Source organism: Reella acinonychis (assembly GCF_052384575.1).
Lineage (GTDB): Bacteria > Pseudomonadota > Gammaproteobacteria > Enterobacterales > Pasteurellaceae > JBQSUQ01.
Genome location: NZ_JBQSUQ010000011.1, coordinates 1 through 19,897, shown reverse-complemented (window position 1 = coordinate 19,897; position 19,897 = coordinate 1). Strand labels below are relative to the sequence as shown.

Sequence of the window (19,897 nt, the reverse complement as noted above, 5' to 3'; positions counted from 1 at the left end):
CGCTAAATGTACAGGTTAGTATTACCGCCGCTTATTTTGATCATAAGCGTCGTAATAGCGAGTATATCAGGGCAGATGGAGATTAATGCAGATCAGCTCTTAACCTCCATTGTCCATTTGTTTAATAACAATATTCAAAATAATATTGATATTGTTTTATGGAATATTCGTTTGCCGCGTATCTTAACGGCGCTGATTGTAGGTGCAGCACTTTCCGTCGCAGGCGCAACTTATCAAGGCATGTTCAAAAATCCACTTGTTTCACCTGATATCTTGGGTGTTACTTCAGGTGCAGGATTAGGCGCAGTAATCGCCATTTATTTAGATTTCCCACTCATCATGATTCAATTTATGGCATTTACAGGGGGCTTGCTTGCGGTATCCAGCGTCTATTTAATCGCTAGAACGGTACGCAATTATCAATCTATCCTTTCACTTGTGTTATCAGGCGTAGCAATCTCCGCTTTACTCGGCGCTGGTATATCCTTACTGAAAATTCTTTCCGATCCCTATAATCAACTCAGTTCTATTACATTCTGGTTATTGGGCGGACTAAATATGGCAAATTTAGCGGATTTACAAATTGTTGCGCCGCTCGTTTGTCTCAGTCTAATCCCATTGATTTTATTACGTTGGCGCATGAATTTACTCAGTTTAGATGATGAAGAGGCAACCGCATTAGGCATTAATCCTCATCGCACAAGATTGATTTTCATTTTCTCTGCCACCCTAATGACCTCCGCAACCGTATCCATCACAGGATTAATTGGTTGGGTAGGTTTAATTATTCCGCACATTGCTCGCCTTTGGATTGGTGCAGATTTCCGCTATTTATTACCCACCAGCTTATGTTTAGGCTCCGCTTTTTTACTGTTAGCCGATACCATTGCGCGTTCCACTTTTGCTATTGAAATACCACTCGGCGTAATTACCGCTTCCGTCGGCGCACCTTTCTTCTTAAGCTTACTAATTAAGGAAGGGCGCTCATGATTCGATTAGAAAATGTAGCAATTGGCTATCAGTCCCCTCTTGCACAACATCTTAATTTGCATTTAGAAGAGAATAAAATCACCGCCATATTAGGCGGAAATGGTTGTGGTAAAAGCACATTACTCAAAAGCATTTTAGGGTTACTAAAACTGCATGAAGGAAAAGTTCTATTAAAAAATACACCGCACTTTTGTCTATCCATAAAAGATATTGCTCGCCTTATCGCTTATGTTCCCCAAGCACATCAGGGCAACTTTGCTTTTAAAGTGGAAGATATTGTCAAAATGGGGCGCACCGCCTATTTATCTTGGTATCAAATGCCAAATAAAGTGGACACCGAAATCAGCTTACAAGCATTAACCACCCTTGATATACATCATCTCCGTTGCAAAATGTACAGTGAATTAAGCGGAGGAGAACGCCAATTAGTGCTCATTGCCAGGGCATTAGCACAACAATCAACTTGCTTAATTATGGATGAACCAACCTCTAACCTTGATTTTGGCAACCAAATTCGCGTGCTCGAACATATCAAAAAATTAAAGCAACAAGGACTAACGATTATTTTCACCACACATCAGCCAGAACATGCGTTCCATTATGCTGATGACATCGTGTTATTTCATCAAGGCAAGATTTTATCCCATGGTGAGCCAACACGAACATTAACGCTACAAAATTTAAGCCAAATTTATGATATTGAACCGCAAGTGTTAGCCAAAAACCTACATTTCAATCTTTAAGGAATTCTTATGCAAACGATTCATGACATTGATTTCGCACAGTTATATCGAAACCACATTCAATTAGCGACCAGAGAACCCAAACAACCCTCCGACTGGGATGAAAAAGCGAAAAAAATGCAACATAGCTGTTTTGATTTACAAAACGATTATGTGCAAGATTTTTTATCGCGCATGGATTTACAACAAGGTGGAACCTTATTAGATGTGGGTTGTGGCGGCGGTGCTATCGCATTATCTGTCGCCCCTTATTTTCAACAGGTTTATGCTCTTGATTACAGCCAAGGCATGCTGAACTTATTACAACAACGTGCAGAAGAAATGCAAATTCATCACGTCAAGCCGATTTTACGCTCTTGGGAACAACATTGGGACGACATTCCTGAATGTGATGTTTGTGTGTCATCGCGTTCTTCCATGATTGGCGATTTACAAGCTGGACTCAATAAACTGAATGCCAAAGCAAAACGCGCAGTTTATATGAGTATGACGGTCGATAAAGATTTTATTGATCGCGAAATCCTACGCTATATCGGCAGAGATGGCGTTGGTTTTCCTAATTACATTTATGCTGTCAACATGCTGTATCAACAAGGTTATCGTGTCAGCGTTGATTTTATTAATAACGGCTGCGGCATGGTTAATCCCGAACAATTGACTCTGCAAGACTTCATTCATTCAGTGAAATGGTCAATTGGCAGCAATTTGTCAGAAACCGAAATCAAGAAATTAAAAGATTATTTTGAACAAAATAAACAACAACTGAATTTACGCCCAACTCAACGCGCTTGGGCATTCTTAAGTTGGCATAAATAAAACCCATTTATCACAAACGTTAAGGAGAACAATATGAAAAAAACAACCTCATTTTTCACCGCACTTTTAACATTCGGCGTGGCACTATCTTCACAGGCTGCAGAATTACATTTATATGCAGGTGCCGGTTTAAAGAAACCCGTTGAGAAAATTGTAAAACAATTTGAGCAACAGACGGGGAATAAAGTTATTGTTGAATATGCGGGCTCAGGACAATTATTAGCACGCTATAACAGTGTAAAAAGTGGCGATTTATTTTTACCAGGTTCTGATGACTATGTGAAAAAGTTAGCAGAAACAGGCAATGTAACCAAATCAGCGCCATTAGTATTACATATTCCTGTAATGGCAATACGTAAAGATAAAGCAAACGGCATTGATTCTTTTAAAGCTTTGGCCGACAGCCAGTTACGCTTAGGTATTGGCGATAGCAAAGCGATGGCATTGGGTAAAGGAGCAGAAAAAATCCTTGCATTATCAGGATATCAACAACAATTAGAGCAAAAAATTGTTGTTCGTGCCGCTACTGTTCAACAATTAATGCTATATCTCCTAAATGGCGATGTTGACGCAGCTGTTGTGGGTCGTGCAGGTGCTTGGCGCGAAAGAGAAAAACTATCAATATTGCCAAGCCCAGCTGGAACACCAGAAGAAAAAGTCGCGATTGCATTACTAAACTCAAGTAAAAATCCTACTGAAGCAGAAAAATTATTAAACTTATTCGCATCACCACAAGGGATAAAATACTTTACTGATGAAGGTTTCTTACCGCTTCAATAAAAGTCTAAGCCAAGCGATTGCATTAATCCCACTCGGATTATTATTAATTGTCGTAGTGGGATCTATATTGGCATTAGTCAGCAAACTAAATTGGCATTTCATTCAACAAATTTTGAATGAAAAAGAACTTTATTTTGCATTATTTATGTCATTAGCAACTTCTTTAGTTTCGCTCATTTTGGCAATTTGTATCGCTTTGCCTTCTGCCTGGGTAATGACACAAATGAAACTACCCGGGCAAAAATTTATTGATACCTTATTGGACTTGCCTATGGTGTTGCCGCCTTTGGTAACAGGTTTAAGTTTACTGCTATTTTTTAATGCTCAAGGGGTTGCTGCCCAGTGGTTACCTTCAATCAGTCAGTGGATTTTTAGCCCTGTCGGTATTGTTATTGCCCAAACCTATATTGCTAGCTCAATCATGCTACGTAATGCAAAAGGGATTTTTAACAATATGGATATTGGTTACCGCTTGGCTGCTTATAATTTAGGTTTATCCCCATGGCAAAGTTTGCTGAAAGTAGAATTACCGCTCTGTTGGAAACCCTTATTATGCGGAGCTGTACTTGCTTGGTCGAGAGCCATAGGTGAGTTTGGTGCAACCTTAATGTTAGCAGGCGCAACAAGATTTCAAACAGAAACCTTACCAATGGCGGTCTATTTGAATATTGCCAGTGGAGATTTTGAATTAGCGATTGGTGCTGCACTCTGGCTATTATTAATTTCGGCTTGCTTATTGTTCCTGCTTCGTTCACTGAATAAAGGCGTTTAATATGTTGCAGATCCATCAACTACAAACCGGCATACTACAACAGATACATTTAACCCTATCGTCAGGAGAAGTTGTTGCGATTTTAGGTCCATCAGGCAGTGGGAAAAGTACATTACTCAATGCCATCGCAGGCTATATCCATTATCAAGGTCAAATTCTATTAAATGGCAAATCTATTGATTCATTACCACCATGGAAACGAAATTGTCGATACTTAAATCAAAATTTGTATTTGTTTCCACATCTGACTGTCGGCGGTAACCTGACATTAGCTCAATCAACCAATAAGACCAAAACCGATAATGCCATTGAAAAACAGTATTTTTTATTAGAGAAATTAAAAATAGATCATTTAATTCATCGTTATCCAACAGAAATATCTGGTGGAGAACAACAACGTGCAGCACTAGCAAGGGTCTTAATCAAGCAACCCAATATTTTACTATTAGATGAGCCCTCCTCTACATTAGATTGGGAAACTAAACAATCTTTATGGCATACAGTTAAACAATTGATCACAGAATTTAAAATAACAACGATCTTAGTCACTCATGAACCCAAAGAAGCCAACTTCTTAGCCAATCGTTGTATCCACCTCAACCAAGGAAAAATAATATAAGGAGCCGATATGATTTACTTCTCTCAGCAAGAATTGGATGAATTATTATTAGAGGATTGCTATCGTGGTGATTTAACAACGAGGGCTTTAGGTATTGCAACAGAGTTCGCTCAAATTTGCTTTAAACGTAAAAATGCGGGTGTAGTCGCTGGTGTCGCAGTGGCAGAACAATTATTAAAAAAGCTGGAAATTACACCGCACTTATATGCTAAAGATGGCGACTTTCTGAATTCTGGCCAGCCGATTATCTCCGCACAAGGCAATGCCGCTAAACTTCATCAAGCTTGGAAAGTCATTCAATTAGTGTTGGAATGGAGCTCTGGTGTAGCGCAATATACTGCAGAAATGGTAAAAGCTGCACAAGCCGTCAACCCTGCCGCAATTATCGCCTGTACAAGAAAAAGCATCCCTTACACTAGAAAACTCGCGACTGCCGCAGTGTTAGCAGGTGGTGGGCATATTCATCGCCAAGGGTTAAGTGAAACGCTATTAGTTTTCACCAATCACCGTAACCTATGTGAAAATCCCGAAGATTACAAAAAATTAGTCGCCACATTACGTGCAGAAGCGCCCGAAAATAAAATCACTTTAGAAGCAGACAATTTAACTCAATTCGAGCAAATGCTTCGCGCAGGACCCGATATTATTCAGCTCGATAAAGCCACACCAATGCAAGCTAAAGTAGCGTTGGAATTGGCTAGCGCCTACCCCAATATTACGTTGTCTATTGCAGGTGGTATTAACAAAAATAATGTGCAGGATTACGCAAAATTAGGCGTCAATTTGCTCATTACATCCGCACCTTATTATGCCCAGCCTGAAGATATAAAAGTTATTATTGAAAAATGTTAGATAAGAGGAATCTCATATGGCAATTACCGCAAAACTCTTTCTTATTGTGTTCTTACTGTGCTGCATTTTATTGGCAAGTATATCTGGCTTATCCCTGTATTTTGGCCTAGCTAGCCCGTTGATATTATATGCTCATATCAGCTGTGGGCTTGTGTTGATACTCTTAGCAATCATCCACTTTGTGCACAGAAGAAAGAAATTCTTAAAACTCGTCACGCAATTTCAGGATCTCTATTTTGGCAATCCTTACCCTTCTTTTTGTAACCTAGATCGCCTGTTAATGACTTTTGAACCCTTAACCTTAGAGGAGATTTCGACGGTATTACAACTACCTCTTACACAAATACAACAAGCGCTTGTACAAGGTAAAGTGCCATATTTGCCATCCAATCAGCCTTTACGCCATCTTGTTGGTGACAATGATGAAAAATTATTTTCTGCAATTACCATTATTCTGCAATTAAGGTTCCCCTCTAACCGTCGTTGTGGATAAAAGTGCGGTCATTTTTCAGTGAATTTTAGGCTAACTTGCTGATAAAAATCACATTAATCTGCTTTTAGCCTTATTTTTTAACATGCATTATATAAATATTTTTATAATGAACTTTATAAACTCAATACTCACAAGGAGATAGTTATGAAAAAAACACTCATCTGTACGCTTATTTCACTCGCCTGTGGCACTGCCTATGCTGACAATGTTTTTCAACTTGGACAAATTGAAGTTATCGCAAGTGAAAGCCAGCTAATGAACAATACGGTGGAACAAGAACAATTACAAAAACTGCAAATCAATAATATTGCACAAAGCGCCAAATTATTACCAGGCGTCTATTTTGAGCGCAAAGGGGGACGCGCAGAGCAAAATATGTTGGTGCGTGGATTTGACGCCCGTCGTGTTCCTGTACTAATTGATGGCATTCCTGTTTATGTTCCTTATGATGGCAATATGGATTTGGGGCGTTTCACGCATCTTGATCTCTCACAAATCACCGTAGCAAAAGGCTCTAGCTCAATTTTGTACGGACCCAATGCACTCGGTGGAGCAATTAACTTAGTGACACAAAAACCAACGAAAGAACTGGAAGGTACTCTGGGCTACCAATTCCAAACCGGGCGTAATAACAAAACCGCAAGCCACAATCTTTATTTTAATTTGGGTACGAAACAAGAAAAATACTATATTCAACTAAGCGGTAATCTACTAAATAAACAAGGATTACAACTTTCTAAACATTATCAACCAAGTGTCCATTCTGATGAAGATGGAAATCGTGCTGAAAACTCGCGTAATGAAGACAAAAAACTGAGTTTGAAACTTGCTTACACCCCAAATAATACTGATGAATACAGCCTGTCATTGACAACACAGAAAGGTTATAAACAGCAACCTTTCTACGCAGGTGATAATGCAGATGCAGTGCATAAATATTGGATTTGGCCAACATGGAACAAAGACAGTATCTATTTCCTTTCCCATACTGAATTTAATCAAAATCGCTTCTATTTCAATGGCAAACTATTCTTTGATACGTTCAAAAATGACCTATCCGCTTATGATGATGAAACCCTATCAACACAAAAAGCGAAAAGTACATTTAATAGCCATTATCGAGACTATTCCTACGGTGCAGGGTTTGAATTTGGCGCCAAAGTCACTGATAAAAATAGTTTAAAATTAACCGCACTTTATAAATTTGATCAGCATAAGGACCATGATGATGGTCAACCTGAGGCGCGTAGCCAAGACCGAACCTATAGTTTGGGGCTAGAAAATACCTACGCTTTTAACGACAGCACAAAATTAATCACTGGGGTGAGCTTCGATCGTCGTGAAGCACTTAAAGCGCAAAGTTACCAATCCGATGTCAAAGGCATATATGATTATCAAGTCGCAGATAAAAATGCCTTTAACTATCAAATCAAATTAAGCCATAAATTTGACTCAAATGATGAATTAAGCATAAGTGCGGCCCACAAAACCCGTTTTCCAACCATGAAAGACCGCTATTCTCGCAGTCTATCGAAATATCGCACTCCAAATCCATTCTTAAAACCAGAGCGTGCAAATCATTATGAATTGAGCTATTACCGTACCTTTGCTGATAAAGTGCGGTTAGAAGGTGCATTATTCTACTCTGAAGTGAAAGATGCAATTACTGAAATTTACACTGGTAACTCAAAACAAGAAATTAAGAAAGGGAAAAAACGCACTATTTATGAAACCATGAACCAAAACCAAGGCAAAGAGGTGTATAAAGGACTTGAATTAGCTATCACTGCTTTTGTTAATGATCAGCTAACTGTTGGGGCGAACTACACTTATATTAAAGCCAAAAATAATAATGGTGATCATATTCGTGATATCCCAACTCACAAATTCTTCGCTTATTTAGACTGGGCAATTACGCCAGAACTTTCTTTCTATCTCAGTCAATCTGCGGAAAAAGGACGCTATACACTTACAAAAGACGGTGCCAAAAAACTGTCAGGCTTTGGTGTAACTGATGTGAAATTCAATTATAAAGTGACAAACAACTTCAATATTGATATTGGCGTATCTAACTTATTTGATAAAAATTATGCTTATACGGAAGGTTATCCAGAAGAAGGCAGAATGTATTTCGCTAATTTGAAATACAAATTCTAATTGAAAATAAAGCAAAGAAGCCATTATTTAAATGGCTTCTTTTATTCTTGGCTCTCAAACCAACTTTCTAAAATTAAACAAGCTGATATGCTATCCACTTTCCCTTTTTCTAAAGCCCTATAACCGCCGCGTGAAAAGATTTCTGTTCGTGCTTCTGTAGTGGTTAAACGTTCATCTTGTAATTCCACTGGCAAGCCGAAACGTCCATGTAAACGATTAGCGAATTTTTTAGCGCGTAAGGTCAGATCTTGTTCTGTCCCATCCATATTTAATGGTAAACCCACAACCAATAAATCGGGTTTCCATTGTTGAAATAATTTTGCAATAGCATCCCAATTAGGAATACCATCTTGTGCTCTGAATGCAGGTAAAGCTTGTGCTGTGCCTGTAATACTTTGTCCAACCGCACAACCGATACTTTTGGTACCAAAATCAAAAGCGATCACTGTCATTGCCATTAGCAATACCCCACTTGATGTGCTAAATGATGTACATCAAATCCCAGAATTTTTTGTGCTTCTTCCCAACGTTGTGCATAGGGTACATCAAAAATAAGACGTTCATCCGCAGGCATGACCAACCAAACATTTTCCATGATTTCTCGCTCTAATTGATCTGGTACCCAGCTGGCACAACCTAATCCCACTAGATATTTTTCTGGCGCCTGTGCAGTACCAAAGGTATCAATAATATCAGCAGAGGTAGTTAATTGTAACCGATCACTAATACGATAGCTGTGCATAAATTGCTGTTCAGTATGCGTATGCAAAATAAAACCACGCTCAATATTAACGGGGCCACCAGCAAGCACACAATCTTCTGGATAGTGGCGATCATTTGCCATCATAAAATGCAATTTTGCTACCATTTCAGCAATACTAAGATCGGTCGGTTGATTCAATACTAAACCCATGGTGCCTTTATCATTATGTTCGCAAATAAAAATCACCGTACGTGCAAAATAGGCATCATCAATATTTGGCATTGCAATCAACAATTGATTTTGTAAATTCATTTATATTTTGTGCTCTCGTCTAATCTTATTTAATAAAGCATCACAGCATTGATCCAGTAAACGATGGGTTTCATCAAAACGTCGAGTAAACCAAGGATCTGGAATATGATCATAATCTAATTCTGGACACAGGCTTGCAATAGCAAACAATTTTTCATGTTGACCAAATAAGCGTTGCAAATCACGCAAGTTATGGTTATCCATCGCCACGATATAATCAAAATTCTGCCAATCTTTTGACCGCACTTTTCGGCTGACAAAATCATTACTGTAAATTTTCAAACGATCTAGCACATCAGCGGTACCACAATGCATGCCTTCGCCATCATGTTCACCAGAAGTGCCCGCACTGTCCGTTGCAATTTTATCCGACAAACCCGCTTTGCTTATCTTATCTCGCATAAGATATTCCGCCATAGGCGAGCGACAAATATTCCCTAAACACACAAATAGAATGTTAATTTTTTTCATAATCAATCTGCTAATTTATGAGCATAAAGCTGATAAGCTGGTAACCCCTGTAAAACCTGAACTTTACGCTGATAAGTATTAATATAATGATCAACGGCGGGTTTAACGAGTAAATAATGGTCATCTTCACCAGGTGCATTTGGAGACCACAGATAATCATCAAATGCTATTACGCCTCCAACTCTTACTAAACGATGCGCTAATAATGCGTCAAACAAAACATCGGGCGCTTCATGTGATCCATCTACATAAATAAAATCAAAATAATTATGATAACCCTCAGCCAATAAATTGATCATCATTTGATGAGATGTTCCTTTTCTCTCCAAGATTTCAATATTAGGAAGCTTACTAGTCACTAATTTAGCATTATGCGAAAATCGCTGCTCAACAGAAAGCATATCCAAACCAACATGCTCTCTCGCACCTAACCAAGTATCAATACATTGAATTTGTACTCGTTCTTGATATTTAAGACTTTCCTCGGCAAAAAATACTGTAGATCTTCCTTCAAATGAGCCAATTTCTAAAATACGAGTTGGTTTTACAAAATGGATTACCGCTTGCAAAGAAGGAATGTTGTGACTAAACCAATCTTGAGAAAAAATATAATCTAGTGCTTGTTCTTGAGAACTATCTCGTTTTTCAGTATCTGGCATATAAATGATCCCCTATAAAATAAACCGCACTTTTGCTGATAAAGTGCGGTCTATTATTTTAAAGTTTTATGCGGATAAAAGCATTATAAAATTTCTTTCGCTTTTGCCACCACGTTTTCAACAGTGAAGCCGAAAAGTTTGAATAATTGATCAGCTGGTGCTGATTCACCAAAACTATTCATACCAACAATGCGACCTTCAAATCCAACGTATTTGTACCAGAAATCTGCACTTTGTGCTTCAATAGCGACACGTTTAGTTACTGAAGGTGGTAATACGCTATCACGATATGCGGCATCTTGTTTATCAAATACATTGGTACTTGGCATAGATACAACGCGTACTTTTACGCCTTCCGCGTCTAATACCTCTGCCGCTTTCATCGCTAATTCCACTTCAGAACCTGTTGCGATAAGGATTAAATCTGGGCAAGTTTGTTTTTCACAGCAATGACGTAATACATAGCCACCGCGAGCCACATTAGCTAACTGCTCAGAAGTGCGGTCCATTTGTGCTAAGTTTTGACGAGTGAAAATCAATGCACTTGGACCATCTTTGCGTTCTACTGCTTGTTTCCATGCAATCGCAGACTCAACTTGGTCTGCAGGTCGCCATGTATCTAAGTTTGGAATTAAACGTAATGCAGCTGTCTGCTCTACTGGTTGGTGGGTTGGACCATCTTCACCTAAGCCAATAGAATCGTGCGTATAAACAAATAACACGCGTTGTTTCATTAACGCTGCCATACGAATTGCATTGTGAGCATATTCATAGAACATTAAGAATGTTGCGCCATAAGGGATGAAACCGCCATGCAATGCAATACCGTTCATAATCGCAGACATACCAAATTCACGTACACCATAGTTGATGTAGTTACCGTCTACATTTTCAGTAGCACGAATTGGTTTTGAGCCAGACCATAGGGTTAAGTTAGAACCTGCTAAATCCGCTGAACCACCCAAGAATTCTGGTAACACTTTTGCATAAGCTTCGATAGCATTTTGTGATGCTTTACGGCTCGCAATAGATGCTGGGTTTGCTTGTAATTTTTCAACAAACGCTTGGCTTTGCTGTGCCCAATCAGCTGGTAATTCGCCCGCTAAACGACGTTTAAATTCAGCAGCTAATTCTGGATAGGCTTTTTCATAAGCAGCAAATTTCTCATCCCATGCTTTTTCTAAAGTAGCACCTTTTTCTTTTGCATCCCAAGCAGCATAAATATCTGCTGGAATTTCAAATGGTGCATATTCCCAATTTAATGCTTTACGGGTTAATGCAATTTCGTCATCGCCTAATGGTGCACCATGACTGTCATGTGAGCCACATTTATTTGGTGAGCCATAACCAATCACGGTTTTACAAACAATTAACGTTGGTTTTTCAGTTTCAGCTTGCGCTAGTTTCACTGCTGCAGCGATTTGTTCTGCATTGTGACCATCAATATTATCAATTACTTGCCAACCATAAGCTTCAAAACGACCTTTGGTATTGTCTGTAAACCAACCATCCACATGACCATCAATAGAAATATTGTTGTCATCATAGAATGCGATTAATTTACCTAAGCCCAATGTACCCGCTAATGAACAAGCTTCGTGCGAAACCCCTTCCATTAAACAACCATCACCTAAGAATACATAAGTAAAGTGATCAACAATATCATGACCTTCGCGGTTAAATTGCGCTGCTAAGGTTTTCTCTGCAATCGCCATACCTACCGCATTCGTAATACCCTGACCTAATGGGCCTGTTGTGGTTTCGACACCTGGTGCATAACCATATTCAGGGTGACCTGGTGTTTTAGAATGTAATTGACGGAAATTTTTTAAATCTTCGATAGAAAGGTCATAGCCTGTTAAATGTAACAAACTATAAATCAGCATTGAGCCATGGCCATTGGATAAGACAAAACGGTCGCGATCAGCCCATTTTGGATTGTTTGGATTGTGCTTTAAGAAACCACGCCATAAAACCTCTGCAATATCAGCCATACCCATAGGGGCACCAGGGTGGCCCGATTTAGCTTTTTGTACGGCATCCATACTTAAAAAACGAATTGCATTGGCTAGTTGTTTTTGATCTGCCATTATTGACTCCTAAAATACGATTAACGACATAAAATAAAATTGCAGCGTATTTTACCTGATTTTCCGCGATAAAAGGCAATAAATTTAGCCTTAAAACAGGATAGATAAGGAAAAATGTGATCGAGATCACGTTAAATATTTTTAGGGATTGATGACCAAAATAATAATCTTTTAAGTGTCATATGGTTTTTAACATCATTATTACTTTCCAATAATAAAAAGATATTTTTTATTCATTATGGAAATGAATGGGGTTTTACTCCAATAACAATGCATTTCTCATCGAGCAAATAAATAAAATCTTTTTAGATCATATGGATAATAAAATGTTATGTGATCTACTTCTCAAAGCTCAAATTTCTTTATTGCATTTTTTGGAGTGTTACTACCATTTATATAGCCGAATATTAACTTTCTTCCATTTAGGTGAGTGTCTATGAAAAAAACAACTTTACTCAAAAAAACAGCTTACCTGGGTTGACTTTGGGTATTCAAGCTAGACATAAACATGCAGTGATCCGAGCGAAATTAAAACAAACCAACATTTCAGGTAAACTAGAATATAAATTCTAACCTCCATCAACTCTGTAAAAAGCCACATTATATAAAGGTGGCTTTATCTTGTTCCAATCAATTTCAGCGTGGTGTTGTAACATAATGTTTAGTAAAATTAAGTACCCGCTTTTTATATACTGAAGAAATCCGAAATTAATGTAATATATATACTCAATTTAAGTAATACAGGAAAATTGTAATGACGGCTCGCTATAATGAAAAAACCAGAGTTCAAATTCCCGCAGTAGCACATTTGGTGCGTTTAGGGTATCAATACCTTTCTCTGAAAAGTGCGAAATGGGATATAAATACGAATATTTTTGGAGAACTTTTCAAATCGGCGGTTGCAAAAATTAACCCAAATCTCACCGCTCTTGAAGTTGAACGGGAGCTAAAAGATGTGGCGATATTGCTCAAAAATGAAGATTTAGGACAAGCATTTTATGAGCGTTTACTGCAAACAGGTGGTGCTCGTCTTATTGATTTTGATTGTATTGAGAATAACCAATTTCATGTGGTTGCTGAACTCACTTGTGGGGATAAAGATGGCGACCATTTCCGTCCCGATATTACTCTTCTCATTAACGGTTTGCCGTTAGTATTTTTGGAAGTGAAAAGACCAAATGCCCCAAATGGGTTGCAGTCGGAATTTGAGCGTATGCAATATCGCTGTAAAAAGCCGGCTTTTCGTCCTTACATCAATGTCACCCAATTGATGATTTTTTCCAATAATCAGGAATATCAAACTGCTGATCGTCATAAAACCCAAGGGGCATTTTATGCCACCACTGGTTTTCACGGCGTGCAGTTCAATTATTTCCGTGACGATGGAGAAATTGCCGAAGAACAAGCGGTGAAATTAAATGAACATCTTGCCGATCTGCCAGAGGCAGAGTTAAACCGCATTTTGCTCGATTTTAATGAGCCAATGTTGAAAAACGATAAGGAATTTTGCACCAATCTTGATCCTAATTCCCCTACCCATCGTCTTTGTACCGCATTGTTGAAGAAAGATCGCCTTCTATTTTTATTGAAATATGGCATTGCGTATGTGACAGAGCAAAGTGGACTAGAAAAGCACATTATGCGTTATCCACAACTGTTTGCGACGAGAGCGATTACTCGCCATTTAGACGCGGGTAAAAAGAAGGGTATTATTTGGCACACACAAGGCAGCGGAAAAACCGCCCTGGCATATTACAATGTAAGAGTACTCACGGATTTTTACCAACGACAACAGATTATTCCTAAATTCTATTTTATTGTGGACAGGCTAGATCTACGCAATCAAGCAATGTCTGAATTTAGTCATCGAGGCTTGCAAGTCAATAGTATTAACAGCCGTGAAGAATTTGCACAAGAAATGCGAAAAGCCTCTGCTTTGAGCAGTCATAGCGGTAATCCTGAAATCACGGTAGTCAATATCCAAAAATTCCAAAATGCGAATGTGGCGGAATTTATCCCTGATTACGACATCAGTGTACAGCGTGTCTTTTTTATTGATGAAGCACACCGTAGTTTTGGCAATCAAGCTCAAATAGTTAGCCAATTTTTAGCAAGTCTCATTCAAGCTGATCCAAGTGCGGTGCATATTGGCTTAACTGGCACGCCACTGCTCGGAGGTGGTAAAAACCGAGTCGGCTCAACAGCGATTTTTGGCGATTACATTCACAAATATTACTACAATCAATCTATTGCTGATGGTTACACACTGCGTCTAATTCGTGAAGAAATCGAAAGTAATTACAAAGCAGAGCTAAGCCAAATTTTGGCGGATTTACAAATTCAGCAAGGTATCATTAAAGGCCGAGAAGTTACCAGTCGCCGTCGTTTTGTAGAGCCGATGCTAGATTATATTGTGCAAGATTTTGAAACATTTAGACGACAAAAAGCCGATAATTCCCTTGGAGCGATGGTGATTTGCGATAGTAGCGATCAAGCCCGTATGATGCACTTTCTGTTCAACCAAAAATATGCAGAAAATCCACAAGATCTTACCGCTTACCGTGAAAAATTTGCTGAAAATGATCCTCATTTCTTTGATGAATTTCCCAAGATTGCTGAGCCAGCGGCAATTTATCAGCCTACTAAACGCACAGTGAAATCAGCCAGTTTGATTTTGTCTGATGAGGGTGACAAAACCTATCGTAAAGATCTTGTAGATGACTATAAAGCAGGTAAGACTGATTTGCTCTTCGTGTACAATATGTTGCTCACAGGTTTTGACGCAAAACATCTGAAAAAGCTCTACTTAGGGCGAGTGATCAAAGAACATAACTTGCTGCAAGCGCTGACTAGAGTGAACCGTACTTATAAGGATTATGAATTTGGCTATGTTGTCGATTTTGCTGATATTCAAGCAGAATTTGATAAAACCAACGCGGCTTATCAAGCCGAATTACAACAAGAACTAGGTGATGAAGCTGAGCATTATTCCCAGCTTTTCAAATCACAGGAGGAAATTGACCAAGACATTGCTCATATCAAAAACGTACTATTTGATTTTGAAACGGAAAATGCCGAAATTTTCCGCCAGCAACTAGATGAAATTAGCGACAAGCAAAAATTGCTCGAACTCAAACGTACGTTGGAATTGGCAAGAAGTTTGTATAATCAGCTCAAGGTGGACGAAAAAGCAGGATTAGAGCACCTTGATTTTGCACAATACAACTTGCTTTATCGCCAAGTATTAGATCGCTTATTCCAAGTGAATATCCAAGAACGTGTGGACATTGGCGATTTACAAGGCGTTCTAAATGAAGCCTTGGAAAATATTTATTTCACTTTTCATAAAAAAAGCGAAGCAGAATTAAAATTAGCCGATAGCTTGCAAGAACAAATGCGGAAAACCCGTGAAGCCTTCGCTCGCAACATTGACCAAAAAGATCCTGAATTTGTCCGCTTGCTCGATGAGTTAAAACGTCTATTTGAAAACCGCAATGTACAATCCGTCAATCAAGCGGAAATGGAAACTCACATCAAGGCGTTTGCTGAACTAGAGAATCAAGTGGGTAAATTAAATGCCGAAAATGACCGCTTGTCGCTAAAATTTGCAGGCGATGCAAAATTTGTCCGCATTTTTAAACGAGGCGTACAAGATTTAGGTTTGCAACAAAACCGCAGCGATTTTATGCAAGGCTTGCAACGTATTAAATTCAGCAACGACCAATTTGTGCTAAATCAAGGGGATTTAATCCAAAATGCCCCAAGTTATTTTGAAAAAGAAAGCTTACGTTCAGTCGCAAAACTCAAAAGTGATTTCCACCTCCCACTCGATAACAAAGCCTTAATGAGTTTGAATAAAATGATCGTCAGTGAGTATGTGGGAGTGTAGTATGAAAAATTGGAATGATATTGAACAAATGCTACTTTCTGGCGATTTGCAAGCAGAAATCGGAGTGGAATATAAAGCAGCCAAAAATGATCTGCCAAAATCTTTTTGGGAAAGTTATTCTGCTTTCGCTAATCAATCGGGCGGTTTTATTCTGTTAGGGGTTAGTGAGAAAGAACCAAATAAATTTGAGATTTCGGGAGTAAACAAGGCGGAACAAATTAAAGATCTTATTTTTTCGCAATCTCGTAGCCAAAAAGTCAGTGTGGCATTGCTCAATGATGATGAGGTGAGAGTGCTTGATATTCAGGGAAAGCAGATCATCGCCACCTATGTTCGCCCAGCAGAAATCAATGAACGCCCCGTGCATTTAAATCAAGATTATCGACTCTCTTACATTCGTTTAAATACTGGCGATCATAAATTAACGGACAGTGAATTACGTTCTTTTCTTTCTAGCTATTCCAAAAAAGATGAAGATGGGCGGATTTTACCTTTTGCAACTTTAGAACATCTCAATTTAGGTACACTGAATAAATATCGAAATTTATTGAAAGCACATAATTCAAATTCACCACTTTTAACGCTTTCCGATCAAGATTTGATAGAAAGAATTGGCGTATTTGGTTACGACCTGTCAAACAATCAATCAGGGATTACCTATGCAGGGTTGCTCTTATTTGGTAAAGGTAATGTAATTAAATCGGTTTTGAAGCATTTTTTCTTTGAGTATTACGAAAAAAGCGACAAAAACGACCGCTATGATTTACGCATTACCGATTTTGATCTTGATGATGGCAATCTTTTTGAATTTTATCTTAAAGTCTCGCCTTTGATTACCGCTCTGGGTAAAGATAGCCATTTTAAATTGGATAATCTCACTCGCACGGAAGAAAATGAAATTACTGATGCCTTGCGAGAAGCCTTAGTCAATGCCATTGCTCACGCTGATTATTTTAATGATGTGCGACATTTAAAAATTGTAAAAACTCAAAATCAAATCAGTTTTGAAAATGCAGGGGTAATGTTGGTGGAGATAAAACAGGCTATTTTGGGCAATCGTTCGGAATGTCGTAATGGTACCTTGCATAATATCTTGCGTCGAGTGGGACTTTGTGAACGCCAAGGACAAGGTGTACGAGATATTTTCGAGCATTGGCAAGGACGTTATTTCACGCCACCTAAATTAGAAAGCCAAATTGATTACACAAAACTTACGCTCACGTTCCACGATGGCGAAATTGCAAGTTGGACAGAAAAAATGACCGCTTATTTCGGTACAACTTTTACCAAATTAAAAACTGTACCGAAAGATTGTTTGCTATTTATTGCGGTAAATGGACAACAAGCCAGCCACAAACAAATTGCAGATGGTATTCCACAATATACTGGGCGTGCTATTACCCTTGCTTTATCCCAGTTAAAAGAGAAAGGTTTTTTAACAGTGGTAGGTAAAAAACGCCAAGATCGGATTTACTTGTTAGCGGAGCAAATCAGAATGAAATCAAATTCTGATTATGCTCTGACAAATACCACAATAAACCACGATGAAGCCTTTAATCAACAGGGATTGGTCGAGGCAAGTGGCTCGCATAATTTAGTCACTGACCAAGATAATGAACAAATCCCCCCCCTAGTTACACCCCTAGTTACCCCCCTAGCTAGATTAGTAGAGGTGTTGGGAAATGATGAAAAAGGCATTGTACAATTAGGTGAAGATTTATCTATCACAGATAAAAAGCATATTCGGAAAACCTACATTGCACCTGCATTGACACAAGGGATAATAGAAATGACGATTCCTAATAAAACAACGAGCCCTAACCAAAAATATCGCTTAACCCCAAAAGGTAAACAACATTTAACAACAGGCAAATAAAAATGACCGAACAACATTTTCAACAAAAAACAAAAGAGCTGATCGATAGCTTAAAAGCCATTTGTGCGAATTATGGGCTGGGGAATGATGGCAATGAATTTAAAATCATCACCCAAGTGTTTTTGTATAAATTTCTCAATGATAAATTTGCCTTTGAAATCAAACAAATTGAGCCGTCATTGACTGAATCTGACAGCTGGGAGCTGGCGTTGAGTGAAATGCCTGTCAACGATTTCGAGTTTTTAACTATGCAAATGAACGGAGATACCGCTATTTTGCAACCAAATCAATTTATTAGCCATTTATTCAACCAATCAAATATTGCCAACTTTTCCAATTTGTTTGATGAAACTTTAATAGACATCGCCAACCAAAATTCGGATATTTTCTCAGTGAAAACTGAAGGAGGGGCGAAAATCAATTTATTTGATCGAGTCAGCCAATATATCGCCGATCCGTCGAAGCGAGATGCGTTTTGCCGTGCGGTGATCAACAAATTGGTGGAATTTAGTTTTGAGCATATTTTCAAGCAGAAATTTGATTTTTACGCCACGATTTTTGAGTATCTGATCAAAGATTACAACACCAATTCGGGCGGAAAATATGCGGAATATTACACCCCGCACGCCGTGGCTCGCATTATGGCAGCAATTCTTGTGCCTGAAAATGTGCGTGGGCAGTTGAAGAATGTGAGCTGTTACGACCCGTCGGCGGGCTCTGGCACCTTGTTGATGAACATTGCTCACGCGATTGGCGAAGAAAAATGTACCATTTATACCCAAGATATTTCGCAAAAATCGTCGAATTTGCTGCGATTAAACCTGATTTTAAACAATCTTGTCGCCAGTATTCCCAACGTGGTGCAGGGCAACACAATGACGCACCCGTACCACAAATTGGGCGATCAACTCCGCCAATTTGATTACATCGTTTCCAACCCACCGTTCAAAATGGATTTCAGTGACCTACGAGAGGAATTAGCCGCCACCGCCCACAAAACCCGTTTTTTCGCTGGTGTACCAAATGTGCCGAAAGCCAAAAAAGAGGGAATGGCGATTTATCAGCTGTTCATTCAGCACATTATTTACTCACTCAAAGCTAATGGCAAAGCAGCGGTGGTGTTGCCAACGGGCTTTATTACCGCACAATCGGGCATTGATAAAAAAATCCGTGAGTATTTAGTGAAGGAAAAAATGCTGGCGGGTGTGGTGTCAATGCCATCGAATATTTTTGCCACCACAGGTACGAATGTTTCTATTCTCTTTCTCGACCGCACCAACAAAGAGGACGTGGTACTAATTGATGCGAGCAATTTGGGCGAAAAAATCAAAGAGGGTAAGAACCAAAAAACGGTGCTCTCGAGCGAAGAAGAACAACGCATTATTGAGGTGTTCAATCAGAAAAAAGCGGAAGAGAATTTTTCTGTGGTGGTGTCTTATGCGGACATTGAAGCCAAAAATCACAGCCTGTCTGCTGGACAATATTTTGATGTAAAAATCGATCATATCGACATCACCGCCGCCGAATTTGAACAGAAAATGGCAGATTTTCAGCAAAATCTCACCGCACTTTTTGCCGAGAGCAAGGAACTAGAAAGCCAAATTCAGCAGCAAATGGCGACGTTGAAATTTAACGATCAAAAGGTGAGAAATTAAGGGTAGGATGGGCTTTAGCC

At 38.9% G+C, this 19,897-nt stretch carries 17 protein-coding genes; 12 read left to right on the top strand and 5 right to left on the bottom strand.

The window, feature by feature from the left end; genetic code table 11:
* Positions 1–6: 6 nt before the first annotated feature.
* From ACT2CV_RS05320 to ACT2CV_RS05280, 9 genes are all read left to right on the top strand, one after another.
* Positions 7–990 (top strand): FecCD family ABC transporter permease, encoded by a 984-nt coding sequence (locus ACT2CV_RS05320; protein WP_464974050.1) that lies wholly within the window; start codon positions 7–9, stop codon positions 988–990.
* Entirely contained in the window at positions 987–1,733 is a 747-nt protein-coding gene (locus tag ACT2CV_RS05315) for an ABC transporter ATP-binding protein (RefSeq protein WP_464973206.1), read from the top strand. Before ACT2CV_RS05320 ends, ACT2CV_RS05315 begins: the two co-directional genes overlap by 4 nt.
* A 9-nt stretch (positions 1,734–1,742) precedes the next feature.
* The gene (locus ACT2CV_RS05310; RefSeq protein ID WP_464973207.1) at positions 1,743–2,549 is read left to right on the top strand and encodes a class I SAM-dependent methyltransferase; all 807 of its coding nucleotides are present in this window, start codon (positions 1,743–1,745) and stop codon (positions 2,547–2,549) included.
* Positions 2,550–2,582: 33 nt separating this feature from the next.
* Complete coding sequence (gene modA, locus ACT2CV_RS05305; RefSeq protein WP_464973208.1) at positions 2,583–3,329, top strand: molybdate ABC transporter substrate-binding protein; 747 nt, start codon at positions 2,583–2,585, stop codon at positions 3,327–3,329.
* A complete protein-coding gene (locus tag ACT2CV_RS05300) occupies positions 3,304–4,101 on the top strand; it encodes an ABC transporter permease (RefSeq protein ID WP_464973209.1) in 798 nt (265 codons plus the stop codon). Before modA ends, ACT2CV_RS05300 begins: the two co-directional genes overlap by 26 nt.
* Position 4,102: 1 nt before the next feature.
* Complete coding sequence (locus tag ACT2CV_RS05295; protein WP_464973210.1) at positions 4,103–4,720, top strand: ATP-binding cassette domain-containing protein; 618 nt, start codon at positions 4,103–4,105, stop codon at positions 4,718–4,720.
* 9 nt (positions 4,721–4,729) lie between these two features.
* Complete coding sequence (modD, locus tag ACT2CV_RS05290) at positions 4,730–5,572, top strand: ModD protein (RefSeq protein ID WP_464973211.1); 843 nt, start codon at positions 4,730–4,732, stop codon at positions 5,570–5,572.
* A gap of 16 nt (positions 5,573–5,588) precedes the next feature.
* Complete coding sequence (locus ACT2CV_RS05285; protein WP_464973212.1) at positions 5,589–6,065, top strand: hypothetical protein; 477 nt, start codon at positions 5,589–5,591, stop codon at positions 6,063–6,065.
* Positions 6,066–6,209: 144 nt separating this feature from the next.
* Positions 6,210–8,222 (top strand): TonB-dependent receptor plug domain-containing protein, encoded by a 2,013-nt coding sequence (locus ACT2CV_RS05280; protein WP_464973213.1) that lies wholly within the window; start codon positions 6,210–6,212, stop codon positions 8,220–8,222.
* Positions 8,223–8,263: 41 nt separating this feature from the next.
* Here ACT2CV_RS05280 and ruvX read toward each other — a convergent pair whose 3' ends face one another.
* The 5 genes from ruvX to tkt form a co-directional block, all read right to left on the bottom strand.
* Entirely contained in the window at positions 8,264–8,680 is a 417-nt protein-coding gene (gene ruvX, locus ACT2CV_RS05275; protein WP_464973214.1) for a Holliday junction resolvase RuvX, read from the bottom strand.
* The gene (locus ACT2CV_RS05270; RefSeq protein ID WP_464973215.1) at positions 8,680–9,237 is read right to left on the bottom strand and encodes a YqgE/AlgH family protein; all 558 of its coding nucleotides are present in this window, start codon (positions 9,235–9,237) and stop codon (positions 8,680–8,682) included. Before ACT2CV_RS05270 ends, ruvX begins: the two co-directional genes overlap by 1 nt.
* Positions 9,238–9,708 carry a low molecular weight protein-tyrosine-phosphatase gene (locus tag ACT2CV_RS05265; protein ID WP_464973216.1) on the bottom strand — a complete coding sequence of 157 codons (471 nt, stop codon included), beginning with the start codon at positions 9,706–9,708 and terminating at the stop codon, positions 9,238–9,240.
* Positions 9,709–9,710: 2 nt separating this feature from the next.
* Complete coding sequence (locus ACT2CV_RS05260) at positions 9,711–10,367, bottom strand: class I SAM-dependent methyltransferase (protein WP_464973217.1); 657 nt, start codon at positions 10,365–10,367, stop codon at positions 9,711–9,713.
* A gap of 83 nt (positions 10,368–10,450) precedes the next feature.
* Positions 10,451–12,457, bottom strand: a complete 2,007-nt coding sequence (tkt, locus tag ACT2CV_RS05255) for a transketolase (RefSeq protein ID WP_464973218.1) — start codon at positions 12,455–12,457, stop codon at positions 10,451–10,453.
* Positions 12,458–13,211: 754 nt separating this feature from the next.
* Here tkt and ACT2CV_RS05250 point away from each other — a divergent pair.
* From ACT2CV_RS05250 to ACT2CV_RS05240, 3 genes are read left to right on the top strand one after another with little or no spacing between them, the layout of a single operon-like run.
* A complete protein-coding gene (locus tag ACT2CV_RS05250; RefSeq protein ID WP_464973219.1) occupies positions 13,212–16,346 on the top strand; it encodes a type I restriction endonuclease subunit R in 3,135 nt (1,044 codons plus the stop codon).
* Position 16,347: 1 nt separating this feature from the next.
* Positions 16,348–18,222: a Fic family protein gene (locus tag ACT2CV_RS05245; protein WP_464973220.1), complete on the top strand. Its 1,875-nt coding sequence runs from the start codon at positions 16,348–16,350 to the stop codon at positions 18,220–18,222.
* A gap of 2 nt (positions 18,223–18,224) precedes the next feature.
* Positions 18,225–19,877 (top strand): HsdM family class I SAM-dependent methyltransferase, encoded by a 1,653-nt coding sequence (locus tag ACT2CV_RS05240; protein ID WP_464973221.1) that lies wholly within the window; start codon positions 18,225–18,227, stop codon positions 19,875–19,877.
* The last annotated feature ends 20 nt before the right edge of the window (positions 19,878–19,897 follow it).

What these genes read in the sequence shown, in the direction of transcription:
- ACT2CV_RS05320 (WP_464974050.1), top strand. Translation starts at nt 7, where the DNA reads ATGTACAGGTTAGTATTACCGCCGCTTATTTTGATCATAAGCGTCGTA.
- ACT2CV_RS05315 (WP_464973206.1), top strand. Translation starts at nt 987, where the DNA reads ATGATTCGATTAGAAAATGTAGCAATTGGCTATCAGTCCCCTCTTGCA.
- ACT2CV_RS05310 (WP_464973207.1), top strand. Translation starts at nt 1,743, where the DNA reads ATGCAAACGATTCATGACATTGATTTCGCACAGTTATATCGAAACCAC.
- modA (WP_464973208.1), top strand. Translation starts at nt 2,583, where the DNA reads ATGAAAAAAACAACCTCATTTTTCACCGCACTTTTAACATTCGGCGTG.
- ACT2CV_RS05300 (WP_464973209.1), top strand. Translation starts at nt 3,304, where the DNA reads ATGAAGGTTTCTTACCGCTTCAATAAAAGTCTAAGCCAAGCGATTGCA.
- ACT2CV_RS05295 (WP_464973210.1), top strand. Translation starts at nt 4,103, where the DNA reads ATGTTGCAGATCCATCAACTACAAACCGGCATACTACAACAGATACAT.
- modD (WP_464973211.1), top strand. Translation starts at nt 4,730, where the DNA reads ATGATTTACTTCTCTCAGCAAGAATTGGATGAATTATTATTAGAGGAT.
- ACT2CV_RS05285 (WP_464973212.1), top strand. Translation starts at nt 5,589, where the DNA reads ATGGCAATTACCGCAAAACTCTTTCTTATTGTGTTCTTACTGTGCTGC.
- ACT2CV_RS05280 (WP_464973213.1), top strand. Translation starts at nt 6,210, where the DNA reads ATGAAAAAAACACTCATCTGTACGCTTATTTCACTCGCCTGTGGCACT.
- ruvX (WP_464973214.1), bottom strand. Translation starts at nt 8,680, where the DNA reads ATGGCAATGACAGTGATCGCTTTTGATTTTGGTACCAAAAGTATCGGT.
- ACT2CV_RS05270 (WP_464973215.1), bottom strand. Translation starts at nt 9,237, where the DNA reads ATGAATTTACAAAATCAATTGTTGATTGCAATGCCAAATATTGATGAT.
- ACT2CV_RS05265 (WP_464973216.1), bottom strand. Translation starts at nt 9,708, where the DNA reads ATGAAAAAAATTAACATTCTATTTGTGTGTTTAGGGAATATTTGTCGC.
- ACT2CV_RS05260 (WP_464973217.1), bottom strand. Translation starts at nt 10,367, where the DNA reads ATGCCAGATACTGAAAAACGAGATAGTTCTCAAGAACAAGCACTAGAT.
- tkt (WP_464973218.1), bottom strand. Translation starts at nt 12,457, where the DNA reads ATGGCAGATCAAAAACAACTAGCCAATGCAATTCGTTTTTTAAGTATG.
- ACT2CV_RS05250 (WP_464973219.1), top strand. Translation starts at nt 13,212, where the DNA reads ATGACGGCTCGCTATAATGAAAAAACCAGAGTTCAAATTCCCGCAGTA.
- ACT2CV_RS05245 (WP_464973220.1), top strand. Translation starts at nt 16,348, where the DNA reads ATGAAAAATTGGAATGATATTGAACAAATGCTACTTTCTGGCGATTTG.
- ACT2CV_RS05240 (WP_464973221.1), top strand. Translation starts at nt 18,225, where the DNA reads ATGACCGAACAACATTTTCAACAAAAAACAAAAGAGCTGATCGATAGC.